At 71.2% G+C, this 14,496-nt stretch carries 13 protein-coding genes; 7 read left to right on the top strand and 6 right to left on the bottom strand.

All coding sequences use genetic code 11. The features are described from left to right. Positions 1 to 122: 122 nt before the first annotated feature. The 7 genes from ABZ801_RS17555 (at position 123) to ABZ801_RS17525 (ending at position 9,139) form a co-directional block, all read left to right on the top strand. Positions 123 to 1,019 carry an ABC transporter permease gene (locus tag ABZ801_RS17555; RefSeq protein ID WP_344950857.1) on the top strand — a complete coding sequence of 299 codons (897 nt, stop codon included), beginning with the start codon at positions 123 to 125 and terminating at the stop codon, positions 1,017 to 1,019. A 92-nt stretch (positions 1,020 to 1,111) separates the two neighbouring features. Continuing rightward, positions 1,112 to 2,134 carry an ABC transporter substrate-binding protein gene (locus ABZ801_RS17550; RefSeq protein ID WP_344950855.1) on the top strand — a complete coding sequence of 341 codons (1,023 nt, stop codon included), beginning with the start codon at positions 1,112 to 1,114 and terminating at the stop codon, positions 2,132 to 2,134. 69 nt (positions 2,135 to 2,203) lie between these two features. Next, positions 2,204 to 3,019: an ABC transporter ATP-binding protein gene (locus ABZ801_RS17545; protein ID WP_344950853.1), complete on the top strand. Its 816-nt coding sequence runs from the start codon at positions 2,204 to 2,206 to the stop codon at positions 3,017 to 3,019. Positions 3,020 to 3,439: 420 nt separating this feature from the next. After that, the gene (locus ABZ801_RS17540) at positions 3,440 to 4,591 is read left to right on the top strand and encodes a Gfo/Idh/MocA family oxidoreductase (protein WP_360698760.1); all 1,152 of its coding nucleotides are present in this window, start codon (positions 3,440 to 3,442) and stop codon (positions 4,589 to 4,591) included. 6 nt (positions 4,592 to 4,597) lie between these two features. Then, on the top strand, positions 4,598 to 5,824 hold the full coding sequence (locus ABZ801_RS17535; protein WP_360698758.1) for a hypothetical protein: 1,227 nt from the start codon (positions 4,598 to 4,600) through the stop codon (positions 5,822 to 5,824). Positions 5,825 to 5,919: 95 nt separating this feature from the next. Further along, positions 5,920 to 8,037, top strand: a complete 2,118-nt coding sequence (locus ABZ801_RS17530; protein WP_360698756.1) for a PQQ-dependent sugar dehydrogenase — start codon at positions 5,920 to 5,922, stop codon at positions 8,035 to 8,037. Positions 8,038 to 8,182: 145 nt separating this feature from the next. Next, entirely contained in the window at positions 8,183 to 9,139 is a 957-nt protein-coding gene (locus tag ABZ801_RS17525; RefSeq protein WP_360698754.1) for a LamG-like jellyroll fold domain-containing protein, read from the top strand. A gap of 73 nt (positions 9,140 to 9,212) precedes the next feature. Here the strand turns inward: ABZ801_RS17525 and ABZ801_RS17520 are convergent, their stop codons facing one another. The 6 genes from ABZ801_RS17520 to ABZ801_RS17495 all read right to left on the bottom strand — a co-directional run bounded on the left by ABZ801_RS17520 (position 9,213) and on the right by ABZ801_RS17495 (position 14,454). Continuing rightward, the gene (locus ABZ801_RS17520) at positions 9,213 to 9,641 is read right to left on the bottom strand and encodes an SRPBCC family protein (protein ID WP_360698752.1); all 429 of its coding nucleotides are present in this window, start codon (positions 9,639 to 9,641) and stop codon (positions 9,213 to 9,215) included. A 60-nt stretch (positions 9,642 to 9,701) separates the two neighbouring features. Beyond that, positions 9,702 to 10,118: an ATP-binding protein gene (locus ABZ801_RS17515; protein WP_360698899.1), complete on the bottom strand. Its 417-nt coding sequence runs from the start codon at positions 10,116 to 10,118 to the stop codon at positions 9,702 to 9,704. 42 nt (positions 10,119 to 10,160) lie between these two features. Next, positions 10,161 to 10,529: a phage holin family protein gene (locus ABZ801_RS17510; protein ID WP_360698750.1), complete on the bottom strand. Its 369-nt coding sequence runs from the start codon at positions 10,527 to 10,529 to the stop codon at positions 10,161 to 10,163. Between the two features lie 345 nt (positions 10,530 to 10,874). After that, positions 10,875 to 11,141: a DUF6406 domain-containing protein gene (locus tag ABZ801_RS17505; RefSeq protein ID WP_344950306.1), complete on the bottom strand. Its 267-nt coding sequence runs from the start codon at positions 11,139 to 11,141 to the stop codon at positions 10,875 to 10,877. A gap of 2 nt (positions 11,142 to 11,143) precedes the next feature. Then, entirely contained in the window at positions 11,144 to 12,181 is a 1,038-nt protein-coding gene (locus ABZ801_RS17500; protein ID WP_344950309.1) for a C2 family cysteine protease, read from the bottom strand. Positions 12,182 to 13,254: 1,073 nt separating this feature from the next. Then, positions 13,255 to 14,454, bottom strand: a complete 1,200-nt coding sequence (locus tag ABZ801_RS17495) for a geranylgeranyl reductase family protein (RefSeq protein WP_360698748.1) — start codon at positions 14,452 to 14,454, stop codon at positions 13,255 to 13,257. Positions 14,455 to 14,496: the final 42 nt, after the last annotated feature.

The following is a 14,496-nucleotide window of genomic DNA, read 5'->3' as shown; positions in this document are numbered from 1 at the left end:
GGTCGCCCGATCGCGCGGTCACTTTCCGATCCGCCTCTTGACCGCGCGCTGCGTCGTTCTTACGGTACATCAGAAAGCGCTTTCTGAAATCGCTTTCCAAGCCGACCACGGAGGTGGCCCCGATGGTGAGCCAGGGCACGACGTCGACGTCCACGGCGGCGTCCACGACGCCCGCGGCCGAGAACACGCCGAACGCGGCGGTGGTCGAACGCGGCCGCCCGCCCCTGGGCGAACGGGTCCGAGAGGCCCTGGAACGGTCCTGGCGGCCGGCGGCGATGCTGCTGGCCTGCGTGGCCGCGTGGTGGGCGATCACCGCGGCCGAACTCGTGGAGTCCTACCTGGTGCCGTCACCGGGAGCCACGCTCGACCTGATGGTCGACAAGTGGAGCTACATCTGGCACCACAGCTGGGTGACCACGTACGAGACGGTGGCCGGGTTCATCCTGGCCACGCTGATCGGCGTGGCCGCGGCCGTGGTGATGGTGTACTCCACCTCGGTGGAGCGCACGCTCTACCCGATCCTGCTGTTCGCGCAGGTCATCCCGAAGATCGCCATCGCCCCGCTGTTCGTGGTGTGGCTGGGCTTCGGGGTGACGCCCAAGATTTTCGTCGCGGTGCTGATCGCGTTCTTCCCGGTGGTCATCGCCATGGTGACCGGCCTGAAGTCGGTCGATCCGGAGATGCTGCAGCTGTCGGCCACCATGGGCGCCGGCCCCTGGAAGACCTTCGTCAAGATCCGCTTCCCGGCCTCGCTGCCGCACCTGTTCTCCGGCCTGAAGGTGGCGGTGACGCTGGCCGTCACCGGCGCCGTGGTGGGCGAGTTCGTCGGCGCCAACGAGGGCCTGGGCTATGTGATCCAGCAGGCCAACGGCAACCTGGACACCCCGATGCTGTTCGCCGCGCTGCTGGTGATGTCGGCGCTCGGCGTCGTGCTGTTCGTCCTGATCGAGCTGGCCGAACGGCTGCTGCTGCCCTGGCACGCCAGCCGCCGGGGCGACGCCGTGACCACCACCTTCTGAGCGGACCCCGCGTCCGCACCCCACCCCCATGCCGCCGCACCCCGCTTCGACCCCCAGCGGCGTGACCCACCCCATCCTCGGAGGCCGGAGAAATGAGAAGACTTGCCACCCTGGCGGCCGCCGCCCTGATCCCCGCGCTGGCGCTGTCCGCGTGCGGCGGCGGTGACTCGGAAGAGACCACGAGCGCCTCGGGCAAGAAGCTGAAGAAGGTCACCCTGACCCTCAACTGGTACCCGTACGGCGAGCACGCGCCGTTCTACTACGGCAAGAAGAAGGGCATCTACGAGAAGCACGGCATCGACCTGACGATCAACGCGGGCCAGGGCTCGCAGAAGACCGTGCAGGCGACCGGCGCGGGCCAGACCGACTTCGGCTGGGCCGACACCCCGGCGCTGCTGGCGGCGGTGGACAAGGGCATGCCGGTCAAGAGCATCGGCGTGTTCCTGCAGACCACCCCGGCGTCGGTGCAGTCGTTCAGCGCCACCGGCATCAAGAAGCCCGCCGACCTGAAGGGCAAGCGCATCGCGGGCACCGCGGGCGACGCGCTGTCGCGCACCTTCCCGGCCTTCCTGAAGAAGAACGGGCTGAGCGAGAGCGACGTGCGCATCCAGAACACCGACCCGGCCGGCAAGATGTCGGCGGTGATCTCCGGGCAGGCCGACGGGCTGCTCGGCTACGCCAGCGACCAGGGCCCGACGATGCAGAACAAGGCGGGCAAGCCGGTGTCGTACGTGCGCTTCTCGGAGTTCGGGCTGAACTTCTACTCCAACGGCCTGCTGGTCGGCGAGCGCAAGCTGAACAGCGACCGCGACCTGGTGAAGAAGATGGTCGCCGCGACCAGCGAGGCGTGGACGGCGGCGCAGTCCGACCAGGCGGGCGCGGTGGCGGCCATGCAGGGCGCCTCCGAGCAGCTGCCGCCGGTGCCGGTGCTGACCGAGCAGTTCAAGACGACGCTGACGCTGCTGAACACGCCCAGCACCCAGGGCAAGGCGCCCGGCGTCAACACCGAGGCGGACTGGAAGCAGACGATCGACGTCTTCCACCAGGCCGGTGTGATCAGCAAGGCCCAGCCGCCGTCGGAGTACTGGCTGGCCGACACCGCACCGCAGGGGTGACCCAGGAATGAGCGAGCCGCGTGGCGGCGCCCGCACTGACGATCGACGGGACGAGCAGCGATGAGGATCATGAGCAAGGCGGAGACAGCGGCCGAGGGGCGGGACCGGGCGACCGAGAACGCCGTGGAGCTCGACGGCGTGGCCGTGCGCTTCCGCACCCGAAAGCGCGACGTGACGGCGCTGGCCGAGGTCTCGCTGGACGTGCCGATGGGCGAGTTCGTGGCGATCGTCGGGCCGTCGGGCTGCGGCAAGTCGACGCTGCTGAAGCTGGTGTCGGGGCTGCTGAAGCCGTCGTCGGGCAGCGCGCGGCTGCGCGGCGACACGGTGACCGGGCCGCGGCACGACATCGGGTACGTGTTCCAGCGGGCGGCGCTGCTGGAGTGGCGCACGGCCAGGCGCAACATCCTGCTGCAGGCGGAGATGCGCAAGATGCCCGCCGAGCAGGCCCGGCGGCGCACCGCCGAGCTGATGGAGATGACCGGGCTGACCGGCTTCGAGGACGCCTACCCGCACGAGCTGTCGGGCGGCATGCAGCAGCGCGTGGCGCTGTGCCGGGCGCTGCTGCACGAGCCGCCGGTGCTGCTGATGGACGAGCCGTTCGGCGCCCTGGACGCCCTCACCCGCGAGCAGCTCAACATTGAGCTGAACCGCATCTGGCGGGAGACGGGCACCACGGTGCTGCTGGTCACGCACTCGGTCGCCGAGGCGGCGTACCTGGCCAACCGGGTCGTGGTGATGACGTCCCGGCCGGGCCGGATCGCGGAGATCATCGACGTGGACCTGCCTGCGGAGCGCGAGTACTCGACCACGGTGGCCACTCCGGAGTTCGCGCGGGTCACCGCCCGCATCCGCGACCTGCTCGGCGCCGGCGCCGCCGCCGACTGACGCGGGTGGGGTGCGGGCGGGCCCGCACCCCACCTCGTCAACACGACTGAACGGCGTTTCCCAACCACACATGTCTCGCCTGACCGGCGCCGCGAGCGCGCCCCTGAGCTTGAAGTGAGTCGAAGGCGCAGCTTCAAGCTCTGGCCGCGAAGCGATGTCGCGCTCGCTGCTCTGGCGATCCGGGTCCGTGCCGCCAGGCCAGGGCCCGAGGTCGCGGGAGCGATGAACACAGCCGTCAGGCGAGAACCCGAAACGCGAAGGCGGCAAGCACGGCGCGCGACCTGAGCCGGTGGCGAGCCTGAGGTGAGGCCCCATGCTCAGGTGGGCGAGGCGATGCCGCGCTCGCTGCTCTGGCGATCCGGGTCCGAACCGCCAGGCCAGGGCCCGGATCGCCAGAGCGATGAACACAGGAGGAACGGGATGGCACGCAGGTCCCTCGGGATCGTCATGAACGGCGTGACCGGCCGGATGGGGTACCGCCAGCATCTGCTGCGCTCGATCCTGGCGATCCGCGACCAGGGCGGGCTGCGGCTGGCCGACGGAACCACGCTGTGGCCGGAGCCGGTGCTGGTCGGGCGCAACGCCGACAAGCTGCGCGCCCTGGCCGACCGGCACGGGCTCACCGAGTGGACGACCGACCTGAACGCGGCGCTGGAACGGTCCGACGTCGAGATCTACTTCGACGCGCAGGTGACCAGCGCGCGGGCGGCGGCGATCCGTGCCGCGGTCGCGGCGGGCAAGCACGTCTACACCGAGAAGCCGCTGGCCGAGGACACCGGCGAGGCGATGGCGCTGGCGCGGCTGGCCGACGAGGCGGGCGTCAGGCACGGCGTCGTGCAGGACAAGCTGTTCCTGCCGGGGCTGCGCAAGCTCAAGCGCCTGGTGGACGGCGGGTTCTTCGGCCGCATCCTGTCGGTGCGCGGCGAGTTCGGCTACTGGGTGTTCGAGGGCGACTGGCAGGAGGCGCAGCGTCCGAGCTGGAACTACCGGGCCGAGGACGGCGGCGGCATCATCCTCGACATGTTCGCCCACTGGCGGTACGTGCTGGAGGACATCATCGCGCCGGTGCGGTCGGTGCAGTGCCTGGGCGCCACGCACATCCCCGAGCGGGTGGACGAGGACGGCAAGCCCTACGCCTGCACCGCCGACGACGCCGCGTACGGCATCTTCGAGCTGGACGGCGGGATCGTCGCGCAGATCAACTCGTCGTGGACCACCCGGGTGTTCCGCGACGAGCTGGTGGAGTTCCAGGTGGACGGCACCGAGGGCAGCGCCGTCGCGGGGCTGCGCCGCTGCCGCGTCCAGCACCGTTCCATGACGCCCAAGCCGGTGTGGAACCCCGACCTGCCCGCCACGGAGAAGTTCCGCGAGCAGTGGCAGGAGATCCCCGACAACGAGGAGTTCGACAACGGCTTCAAGGTGCAGTGGGAGATGTTCCTGCGGCACGTGGCCGAGGACGCGGAGTTCTCGTGGGACTTCTACGCCGGGGCGCGCGGCGTCCAGCTCGCCGAGCTGGGCCTGCGGGCCTGGCGGGAGGGGCGCCGCCTCGAGGTGCCCGAGCTGGGTCGCTGACCTCGCATGACACGCGCGTCGAACCGGTCCGGGCCCGCCGCGGGCTCCGCCGGCGTCCCCGGGCGGACGTGGCGGAACGCGGCGGGCGCGTGGCTGGGCATCGGCACGGCGCCGGGCGCGCTGGTGCTCGGCGCGCAGATCGGCGGGCGGCACGACGGCGTCCTGCCCGTGCTGGTGCTGGTGGCGGGCGGTGTGATCATGGCGCTGCTGCTGGCGTCGGGAGGGCGGCTGGGGCTGCTGCCGCCGCGCGGTGACGGCGTGGCGGTGGCCGCGCTGATGCCGCGGTACCTGCCCGGCCCGGCCGAGCGGGTGCTGACCGGGTTGCTCGCGGTGGCGATGGTCGGCTGGTTCGGTTTCAACGTGGGCCTGGGCGGGGCGGCGCTGGGCGAGCTGACCGGGCTGGCCGATCCGATCGGTGTGGCGCTGCTGTCGCTGCCGCTGGTGGCGGTGCTGCTGGGCGGCAGCGGCCGGTGGAACGCGGTGGCGGTGGCGACCACGCTCACCGCGATCGCGCTGGTGGCGATCGTGGCGGTGCGGCTGGCGCCGCCGGACCCGCCGGTGGTGTGGTCGCGGGCGGGACCGCCGGTCACGCTGGCGGCCGATCTGGCGGGCTACGTCGGGTACGTGTCGGTGTTCGCGGTGCGCGCCCCCGACTTCACGGTGGGGCTGCGCGACCGCCGCGACCTGGCCTGGTGCGTGGGCCTGCTGGTGGTCCCGGCGCTGGCGGCCTCGGTGGTCGGGGCCGGGCTGGCGGCCTCCAGCGGCTCGACCGACGTGGTGGCGGTGCTGGCCGGGCCGCACGGGCTGCCGGTGGCGAACCTGTTCGTGGCCGCGTCGGTGATCGCGCCGACGCTGGCGACGGTGCACTCGGGGGTGTTCGCCGTCCAGCGGTTCGCCCCGCCGCTGCCGCACGCGCCGGCGGTGCTGGCGATCGCGGTGCCGGGCGCCGTGCTGGCCGCGCTGCGCGTGGACCAGATGCTGCTGTACTGGCTGACCCTGCTGGCGGCGGTGCTGCCGGCGCTCGTCCCCCCGATGGCGGCCGAGGCGGCGCGGCGACGGCGGGGGCACGCGGCGCGTCCCGTCTCCACCTGGCTGTGGGCGCCCGCGGCGGGCACCGCGCTGGCGCTCACGCTCGCCGGATTCGCGGCGGCGGCCCCGGCCGGACTCCTGGTTTCGGCTGTGGCGACCTTGGTGCACCACCGTGTCCGAAATCGGCCACACTCCCAACCATAAATTCGTTCTTGACGGACCGGATCTCCGCTCGTACGTTCTAGAAAGCGCTTACAGAAAGCGCTTTCACCTCTACTCCCACCCCCAGGACGGCCGGAATGACAAAAATCCGCTGGTCTCCTCCGACACTGGTCGCGCTCGTCACGGCACTGTTCGCGTCACTGGTCGCCGCGCTGCTTGCGGCCCCGCCGCAGGCGCGGGCGGACGACCCGATCGTCGACCCCATTCCCGAAGACCCCGTACCGTCCGGAATCGGGCTGGTGCTCAAAGAGGTCGCCCAACTCCCCCAGTCCACCCCGACCCCGGCCGAGATGGTCACCGACCCGCGGCTGAAGCGGCACAACCGCATCAACTACGTGGGCGAGGTGCCCGACCACTCCGGCCGCCTGTACGTGCCGGACCTGAACGGCAACCTGTACTTCCTGGACAAGAAGACCTACCGGCAGAACGTCTACCTGGACGTCAAGGCGCAGTTCCCCGACTTCTTCTCCGCCCAGGGCCTCGGCCAGGGTTTCGGCTTCGTCGCCTTCCACCCCGACTTCAAGCACAACGGCAAGTTCTACACCGTGCACGTCGAGGCCGGTAACGCGCTGACCACCAAGAAGCCCGACCTGACGCCGCAGCCGAAGACCGCCTACCACGGCATCGTCAGCGAGTGGACGGCCGAGGACCCGGCCGCGCAGACCTTCAGCGGCACCCACCGCGAGCTGCTGCGCATCGGGTTCGCCGGGCGCATCCACGGCATCCAGCAGATCGACTTCAACCCCAACGCCCGGCCCGGCAGCGCCGACTACGGCAAGCTCTACCTGGCGGTCGGCGACGGCGGCAACGGCAACGTCGGAGACAACGGCGGCGACCCGCAGAACCTCGCCGTCCCGCAGGGCAAGATCCTGCGGATCGACCCGGCCGGCGACAACAGCGCCAACGGCAAGTACGGCATCCCCGCCGACAACCCGTACGCGAACCGCGACGGCGTGGTCAAGGAGATCTACGCCAACGGCATGCGCGACCCGCACCGGTTCAGCTGGGACACCGGCGGGCAGAAGCGCATGTTCCTCGGCCACATCGGCGAGCACGCCATCGAGGCCGTCTACGACGTGCGCCCCGGCGACAACTACGGCTGGAGCGAGCGCGAGGGCGCGTTCCGGTTCGACAAGAACGACCGCTGCTACCTGCACCCGCTGCCGGCCGACGACGCCAAGTACGGCTACACCTACCCGCTGGCGGCCTACGACCACGACCGTCCGCCGAACGTGTCCTGCACCTCCGACAGCGGCAACGCCATCTCCACGGGCTTCGTCTACCGCGGCGGGAAGCTGGCGGACCTGCGCGGCAAGTTCCTGATCACCGACATCGTGAACGGCAAGCTCCTCTACGCCGAGGAGAAGGAGATGCAGCGCGACCCGTCCGGGAAGAAGCGCGCGCAGCTCTACTCGATGGCCGCCTACGACACCGAGGGCAACCCCGTCACGATGCAGCAGCTGGCCGGTGACGCCCGCGTCGACGCGCGGTTCGGCCAGGACGCCCAGGGCGAGCCGTACCTGCTGGCCAAGGCCAACGGCAAGATCTGGAAGGTCGTCGGCACCCGGACGTTCGCCGACTGCCGCACCACCCCGGTCCGCGTCGACCACGCCACGTCCGCCAAGGACTGGACGCCGGTCACCCCGTCCAAGTGGCGGTTCAACGGCCGCGAGGTCGTGCTGGCCGAGGCGGGCTCGCAGCGTCCCGGCCCGCGCCGCCCGTACGAGTACGCCGTCCTGTCCAAGGGCCCGGCGCTCGGATCCAGCGAGATCACCGCCGAGGTCCGGCTCGACACGCCGGTGTCGGTCAGCAACCGCGACGTGATCATCGTCTTCGGCTACCAGTCCGACACCCGCTTCTACTACGCGCACCTGTCCAGCGACAACACCATCTACCCGCACAACGGGATCTTCGCGGTGAACGACGCCGACCGGCTGCGCATCGACCAGCAGTGGAACGGCAACCGGCTCGTCCCGCACGGCGCGGCGCCCGCCGTCACCGACGCGGCGTGGCACGACGTGCGCGTCAAGCACTGCGCGGACACCGGCGAGATCGCCGTCTACATGGACGGCTCGAAGCGCCCGCTGATGACGGCCGTCGACAAGACGTTCCGCTCCGGCCGCGTGGGCTTCGGCTCGTTCGACAACGTCGGCAGCCTCCGGGACCTGACCGTCACCGGAACCCGCGCCGAGTAACCCCCGAGTACCGGCACGAACGCACGGCCGCCTTCCGACGCTCCGGCGGTCGTGCGGCCGGCCCCGGGCGGGCGCCACACCTCCCTCGCCCGCCCGGGGACGCCCCCTTCGTCCCACGGACACTCCCCGCCCCAAGGAGAAGACGATGATCGTTCGCCGTATCGCGGTGGCGGCGCTGCTCGGCGGCGCGCTCGCCGCGGTCCCGGCCCAGGCCCAGGCCGACGCGGCGTCGGGCAAGGGCCGCCCGGACGTGTTCCCCAGCCTCCGGCACGGCCTCGTGGCGCACTACGACTTCGAGCACCCCGTCCAGGGCGCGCCCGCGCGCGAACGCGACCTCGGCCCGTCCGGCACCGACATCGACCTGGTCAACGGCGGCGCCGCCATGCGCGTGCCGGACGGCGCGCACCGCGGCAGCAAGGGCTCGATCCAGCTCGGGCAGGTCAACCCGGCCGTCCCGGGCAACGACGACTGGAAGGCCGGGATCTACTCCGAGTCCGGCGTGCCGACGCTGCGCGCGTTCAACGCCACGCGCGGCGCCACCGTCCTGGGCTGGTTCAAGATGACCGGCACCAACCCGAGCCCGAACTCCAACACCGCCAACCCGGACGACAGGTACAACGCGACCGGGCTGGCGGGCGTGCTCAGCGGCAACTCCAACGGCCACGACGTGCGCGCCCTCCTGGAGATCATCGACGTGCAGGGCCAGCAGCGCGTCGTCGCCCTCGGCCGCCGCATCGACACCGGCAACTCCCAGACGTTCGCCGCCGGCGAGGACTGGCAGAAGATCCTGCCGCTGAACACCTGGGTGTTCCTGGCCGCGACGTTCGACTTCGACAAGGGCACCATGGCCCTGTACAAGGACGGCAAGCCGCTGCCCGGCTTCTACACCCGCAGCGACGACCCGTGGGCCATCGGCAGCACCCCCGGCCCGCACACGACCACCGCGACCGACCCGCGCGGCATCAAGATCGGCGGCAGCTTCCCGCAGAACACGCGGGAGCAGAACCCCTGCAACTGCCGCATCGACAGCGTCATGCTGCTCGACCGCCCGCTGACCGCCTGGGAGATCGAACGGCAGTACCACCTCGTCGCCGGCAAGTAGGCGCGACCGAACGTCCGGCCCGGCCAGCGGAGACGCCCCCGCTGCCCGGGCCGGTTCCATGTCCGTCCGGCGGTCAGCCCCCGCCGGGTTGCCCGACGCGGCGGGCGACCTCCTCCGCCAGGCGGTCCAGCGAGTGCCGCAGCTCGCGTTCGGCATGGTCGCGGGCCCGCGACGCCCCCGTCGCCTCCGGCTGGTCACCGAGGAACGACAGGTGCACCACCACCTCGCTGGTGCCTCCGGGGTGGTCCATGACCTGGAGCCAGCCCGTGTAGTCGGGCGTGCCCCGGCTCCCCCACTCCAGCCGGAACTGCTCGGGCGAGGTGCGCATGACGCCTTCCCGGTCGACGCCGTAGGCGTGGTCCTCGGCCTCGGCGACACCGGGGGCGATCTCGTGCACGTCGATCTCGCCGGGCAGCCACCGGTGCATGGTCCCCGTGTCCGCGGCGATGTCGAACACCACGCGGCCGTCGGCCGGCATGGTGCGGCTGGCCTCGTACTCCATGGCCCTCACTCCCGGGTCTGGACGACGTACCGGGGTATCGGCTACCCGGGAATATCCGCCCTAACCGGCTCCCCCGCCCTGCCTGATCACATCCACGCGGTCGAACCCCTCCTCCACCGCCGGGGGGACGAGCCGTTTCCTCGCGTCGAGCACCCCCACCTCCGGCACCCGGGCCCGCCCCGTCCGGGCGGCGTTGCGCTCCAGGCACACGTTCAGCGGCACGTCGAGGAACACGGCCCGGACCGTCGCGCCGTGCCGACGGGCGATCTCGATGATCGGCGCCCTCTCCTTCGGCGACGGGTTGGTGTTGTCGACGACGACGTTCCGTCCCTCGCCGAGCAGTTCGTGCAGCACCCGCCGCTGGCGCGCCTCGCGTCCGCGGGCGTTCGGCCAGTGGTCCTTGCTCACGACCGCATGCGTCCGCGCCAGATGCGCCGCCACCCAGGTCGTCTTGCCGCATCCCTGCAACCCGACCATGACCACCACGTCGGGCCGCACCCTCCGGAACCCGCTTCCGGCCTAGTCGCCGCCCGCCGCGTCCGCGAGGATCTCGGCGACCTTGCGGGCGGTCTCGGTCGGCAGCGGCACCGGGTGCCCCCGCCAGCGTCGCGCCGCCACCATCGCCGCCGCCCCCGCCCCGCCGCCGTACGCGGCGGCCGCCACGGCCGCGGCGAGTTCGGGCCGCAGCTTCTTCTCCAGCAGCAGAACGCTCAGCCGATACGAGGCCGCGGTCGCCAGCGCGCCGAGGGTCCCCGCCACCATGCCCATCTGCACGGCCGGCAGCCGGCGCTGCGCCTTGTCCCACATCTCCCGCTGCGCCGCTTCGGCCACGTCCCGCGTGATCTCCATGCTCTGTTCGAGCACCTCCTGCGGGGCCTGCTTTGCCATGCCCTTTCCCTTACCCACCCCCACGCCCCTAAGCATCCCCACCCCAACCCACCCCCCACCAACCCCCCACCAATCCGCCGCGGCCAGGCCCACCATCCCCCCAAGCGGCCGTACTGCCGACACCACGACGCCGATCCAGGCCGACGACACCCCGGTCGGTCTCGCAGCAGTGATCTGCTGGGCCGTACGCCGATGGCGTCGTTGACGACGTGGTGCGCAAGCCCGTCGACGGCGGCGGCCCTGGCCAAGGCGGTCCGCAGGCTGCGCACGGCCGGCCCACGCGGGTGCAATCAGCGCTCGCCCGGCCTCGGCGAACCGGGGTCCGCGGATCAAGCCTGCACGACGCTATTTCACCCTGACCAGCACGACGGACCAGTCGGGGCTGCCGGCGTCCTCGACACGGTCGATCTTCCACGTCTGGTCATAGACGGGGAACGTGTCGCCGGGGCGCAGGTCGAGAACATGCTCCTCGTCGGTGGCGGCTCCAAGGCGAACGGTGAGGGGATGCCCCTCCCGCGCATCAACGCCGATAACCCCGAAGCTGGCGGGCTTTCCCGCGACCTCGGTGTTGGCCTGCAGGTGGGGGCCGAGCCATATCTCTTCACGAGCCACGATTACTCCAGAGTGATGTAGCGAGGTTTGAAGTAGGCCTTGAAATCCCTGATCCCCATCGGACGGGGATGGTGTGCGTTCCAGGGGTTGCGGAGATGAATCATGCCGCGCTCGTCGACCTTGGTCACCTCATAGGCATGACCATCCGCCAGATTGTTGGGGAGAAATGACTCGTCCGGCCGTTTGTCACGCGTACCGACCAGTACCGGCTTGCGGTCGGCCAGTCGCCGACGGAAGTCCTCAAGCAACTGCTTGTCGGGAGTTCGCCCCTGGCTGTCGTACTCGGGAAACTCCACGCTCCGGGCCGGCCGGCCGGTGAGCTGGGTGAGCAGCTCGGCGCGATCGCGGGGCTTGCTGCCCTGATTCAGCCGGACATACCCGGTCGGCGGCTCTCCGGTTTTCCCCTTGGCTTCCCACAGACGGTTCTCCATGGCACGTCGCTCGTCGTGCCACGTCCGATCGCTTCCGGCGATGGCCTTCTCCAGCACAGGCGCCCACGCGGCCTTGGTCTCGACCGAATCCGCGAAGGCCGGCATGTGCGGCTTGGCGTCGAAGACCGGGAGTTCTGGAGTGACGGTCAGCACGATGGACCGCCCGGTGGGTTCGTAGCGCCTCTTCGAGGGAGAGAACCGCGTCTCGTGGAGGCGCACCTCGTAGTTGCCGTCATCGGTTTCCCGAACGCAGTCCCGGATCGCTTCGGGACGATGTCCGGCTACCGCACCGAGAGCGGCGATGATGCCGCAATCGTTGAGCCTGCCCTGTTTGGCCTGCTCGCGCACAGGCTCACCGTCGAACAGCGGAGTTCGCGTTCCGTCAGGCCGTTCCAGTGGAGTCCCGTACCGATCCGGCACCTTCTCAGGTTTCTCTCTGGGATCCTGAAAGGCTGGCCGGTCGATCGTGTCAGTCAACTCTCGGGGGTCGTCGGCATGCTCCGACCTCCCGAGAATCTTCCTGCCGAAAACTCGATTGAACCGGTCGGATAGGCTGCCCTCCACGTCATGCTCGTCCCCATCGGCTGTCCGGGCGTCATCATCAGGCATGCCTTCCCCGGACATCTCCCTTCGGGGCGGCTGGTCGCCTTCCGCTTCTGTACCGGCCTCCGGTCGCGCCTGATCGCCTTGGCGATCCCCCTGTGGGGCGGCTTGGCGGGCGTCGCGGTTTTCGGTGCGGGAGGCACCGTCTCGAGGTCCGCGTGCTTCCCCGGTTCCGTGTGCCTGGCCGGGTGCATCGCCCTCATTCTGGAGCGTTGCCTCGTCATTTAGATCGGACCATTCGTCGGTTGCCTGTGGCCCGTCCCCTGGCGCACCGGGACGCGCAGCCGGGAGCGCGGATCCCCTATCCGAAGCCGGCCGCTTTCCGGCGGGCGCCGCCGTGGTGTCTCGCCTGAACGTCCCTGCGTCTTCCGGATTCTCCGGAGGTGCTTGGGCGGCGGCCCTGCTTTCGGCGCGGGAGGGCTGCCCTGGTGCCCCTGGCCGGTCAGGAGGAAGCGCGGACGGCTTGTCCGAAGCCGACGGCTTCTTGAGGTGTTCCACCTTGGAAGCCCTCTGGCTGGTGCTCGTGCCAGCACGATCCCCGGGGGGAGCTTGGGCGGCGGCCCTGCTTTCGGCGCGGGAGGGCTGGCTGGGAGAATCCGGTTGGTCGGGCGGGGGCGGCGGCGGTTTGTCCAGTTGCGGATTCTGGACCGGCTCGACGCGAGTGTCAGTGTCTTTACCCGGGCGATCGACGGCCACGTCGTCGGTCCTTTCGAATGCCGGCCGGGGACCATGCCCCATCCCGGATACCTCCGGGCGACTGCGGAGGGACGCGTGCCACAGATTACCCAAGCGGCTTCAGATGGATCTTCGCCTTTCACGGCCGTGCCCTCGTGGACCGGCCCTACGTCCCGGCTGAGCCGTGCCGCCCGCTGCGCAAGGGTGCACTGCCCGAGCGGCACTCGTTGATCCGGGTGATGCAAGGGGAGCTCGCCACGTCCGCCACGTCTCGCCGCAGGCGGATTGGGCGTCGTCTTCGTGGCGCCCGCAGCTGCGGTAGGGCGGACCCCGCGACCCGCCTCGGTGGCCCCTTTGCTGGCAGCCGTCGTGCTCCAGCGGGGTGACGAGAGCGAACGGGCTCGTCAGGGGGCGGGGGTTAGGTGGGTTAGGGCTTGGGCCAGGCGGTCGGTGGGGGTGCGGGGGGACGGGTCGGTGAGGTTGGCCAGGATGCGGACGGCCAGGCGCATGAGAGAGGGGTGCGTCAGGCCCTGGCGGGTGGCCAGGCGCATGATGCGGGGGTTCTCGATCGCGTTGACGAACCAGCGGCCCAGGGTGAAAGGGCCGCCGAGGGACGATCTCAGGGCCTGCGGGTAGGTGTAGAGGACGCGTTCGCGTTGGGACGCCGTCGGGCGGGCCAGGGCCTGGACGATCACGTCGGCGGCGATGCGGGCGGATTCGAGGGCGTAGGTGATGCCCTCGCCGTTCATCGGGTTCGCCATGCCGCCCGAGTCGCCGACGAGCAGCAGGCCGGGGCGGTAGTGCGGCAGCCGGGCGAAGCCCGTCGGGATCGCGGCGCCGCGGACGGGGCCGGTGGCGTTCTCGGGAGTCAGGCCCCATGCGGGCGGGAGCGCGGCCGGCCAGGAGTCCATCAGGCGGCGCGGGTCGTGGTGGGTGCGGCGCAGCAGGGCGACGCCGACGTTGCAGGTGCCGTCGCCCATGCCGAACACCCAGCCGTAGCCGGCGGGCACGACGTCGAGGTGGCATTCGAGCATGTCGTCGTCGTGGCGCGGGCTGCGGAAGTAGCGGCGCACCGCCACGCCGACGGGACGGTCGGCGCGGGGGCGCAGGCCGAGCGCGACGGCGAGGCGGGAGGAGGCGCCGTCGGCGGCGACGACGAGACGCGCCTCGTGGGAGCCGGCGTCGGTGGTGACGCCGACGACGCGGCCGGTGCGGTCGTCCAGCAGCGGGCCGGTCACCCGCGTGCGTTCGCGCAGCACGGCGCCGCAGGCCACGGCGCGGCGGGCCAGCAGTTCGTCGAAGTCGCGGCGGGTGCGCAGCAGGCCGAAGGCGGGGAACGCGGTGCCGTCGGGCCAGGGCAGGTCGAGCGCGCGTCCCTCGGCGACCAGGCGGACGCCGCGGTTGCGCGCCCAGCCGGGGCGGTCCAGGTCGACGCCGAGGGTGATCAGCTCGCGGACCGCGCGGGGTGTCAGGCCGTCACCGCAGACCTTCTCGCGCGGGAACGCGGCCTTCTCCAGCAGCAGGACGTCCAGGCCCGCGCGGGCCAGGTGGCAGGCCGCCGCCGAGCCCGCGGGTCCCGCGCCGACCACGATCACATCGGTCACGGCCCGATCGTTCCCGGCGGACGACCGTTGCGTGACGATGTG

It is taken from the genome of Actinomadura sp. NPDC047616 (genome assembly GCF_040642915.1).
Classification (GTDB): domain Bacteria; phylum Actinomycetota; class Actinomycetes; order Streptosporangiales; family Streptosporangiaceae; genus Spirillospora; species Spirillospora miaoliensis.
Note: the sequence above shows the minus strand (reverse complement) of the source record. Positions and strands in the feature narration are given on the sequence as shown.

Coding starts and splice junctions, on each gene's coding strand:
- ABZ801_RS17555 (WP_344950857.1), top strand. CDS start 123: ATGGTGAGCCAGGGCACGACGTCGACGTCCACGGCGGCGTCCACGACG.
- ABZ801_RS17550 (WP_344950855.1), top strand. CDS start 1,112: ATGAGAAGACTTGCCACCCTGGCGGCCGCCGCCCTGATCCCCGCGCTG.
- ABZ801_RS17545 (WP_344950853.1), top strand. CDS start 2,204: ATGAGCAAGGCGGAGACAGCGGCCGAGGGGCGGGACCGGGCGACCGAG.
- ABZ801_RS17540 (WP_360698760.1), top strand. CDS start 3,440: ATGGCACGCAGGTCCCTCGGGATCGTCATGAACGGCGTGACCGGCCGG.
- ABZ801_RS17535 (WP_360698758.1), top strand. CDS start 4,598: ATGACACGCGCGTCGAACCGGTCCGGGCCCGCCGCGGGCTCCGCCGGC.
- ABZ801_RS17530 (WP_360698756.1), top strand. CDS start 5,920: ATGACAAAAATCCGCTGGTCTCCTCCGACACTGGTCGCGCTCGTCACG.
- ABZ801_RS17525 (WP_360698754.1), top strand. CDS start 8,183: ATGATCGTTCGCCGTATCGCGGTGGCGGCGCTGCTCGGCGGCGCGCTC.
- ABZ801_RS17520 (WP_360698752.1), bottom strand. CDS start 9,641: ATGGAGTACGAGGCCAGCCGCACCATGCCGGCCGACGGCCGCGTGGTG.
- ABZ801_RS17515 (WP_360698899.1), bottom strand. CDS start 10,118: ATGGTCGGGTTGCAGGGATGCGGCAAGACGACCTGGGTGGCGGCGCAT.
- ABZ801_RS17510 (WP_360698750.1), bottom strand. CDS start 10,529: ATGGCAAAGCAGGCCCCGCAGGAGGTGCTCGAACAGAGCATGGAGATC.
- ABZ801_RS17500 (WP_344950309.1), bottom strand. CDS start 12,181: ATGCCTGATGATGACGCCCGGACAGCCGATGGGGACGAGCATGACGTG.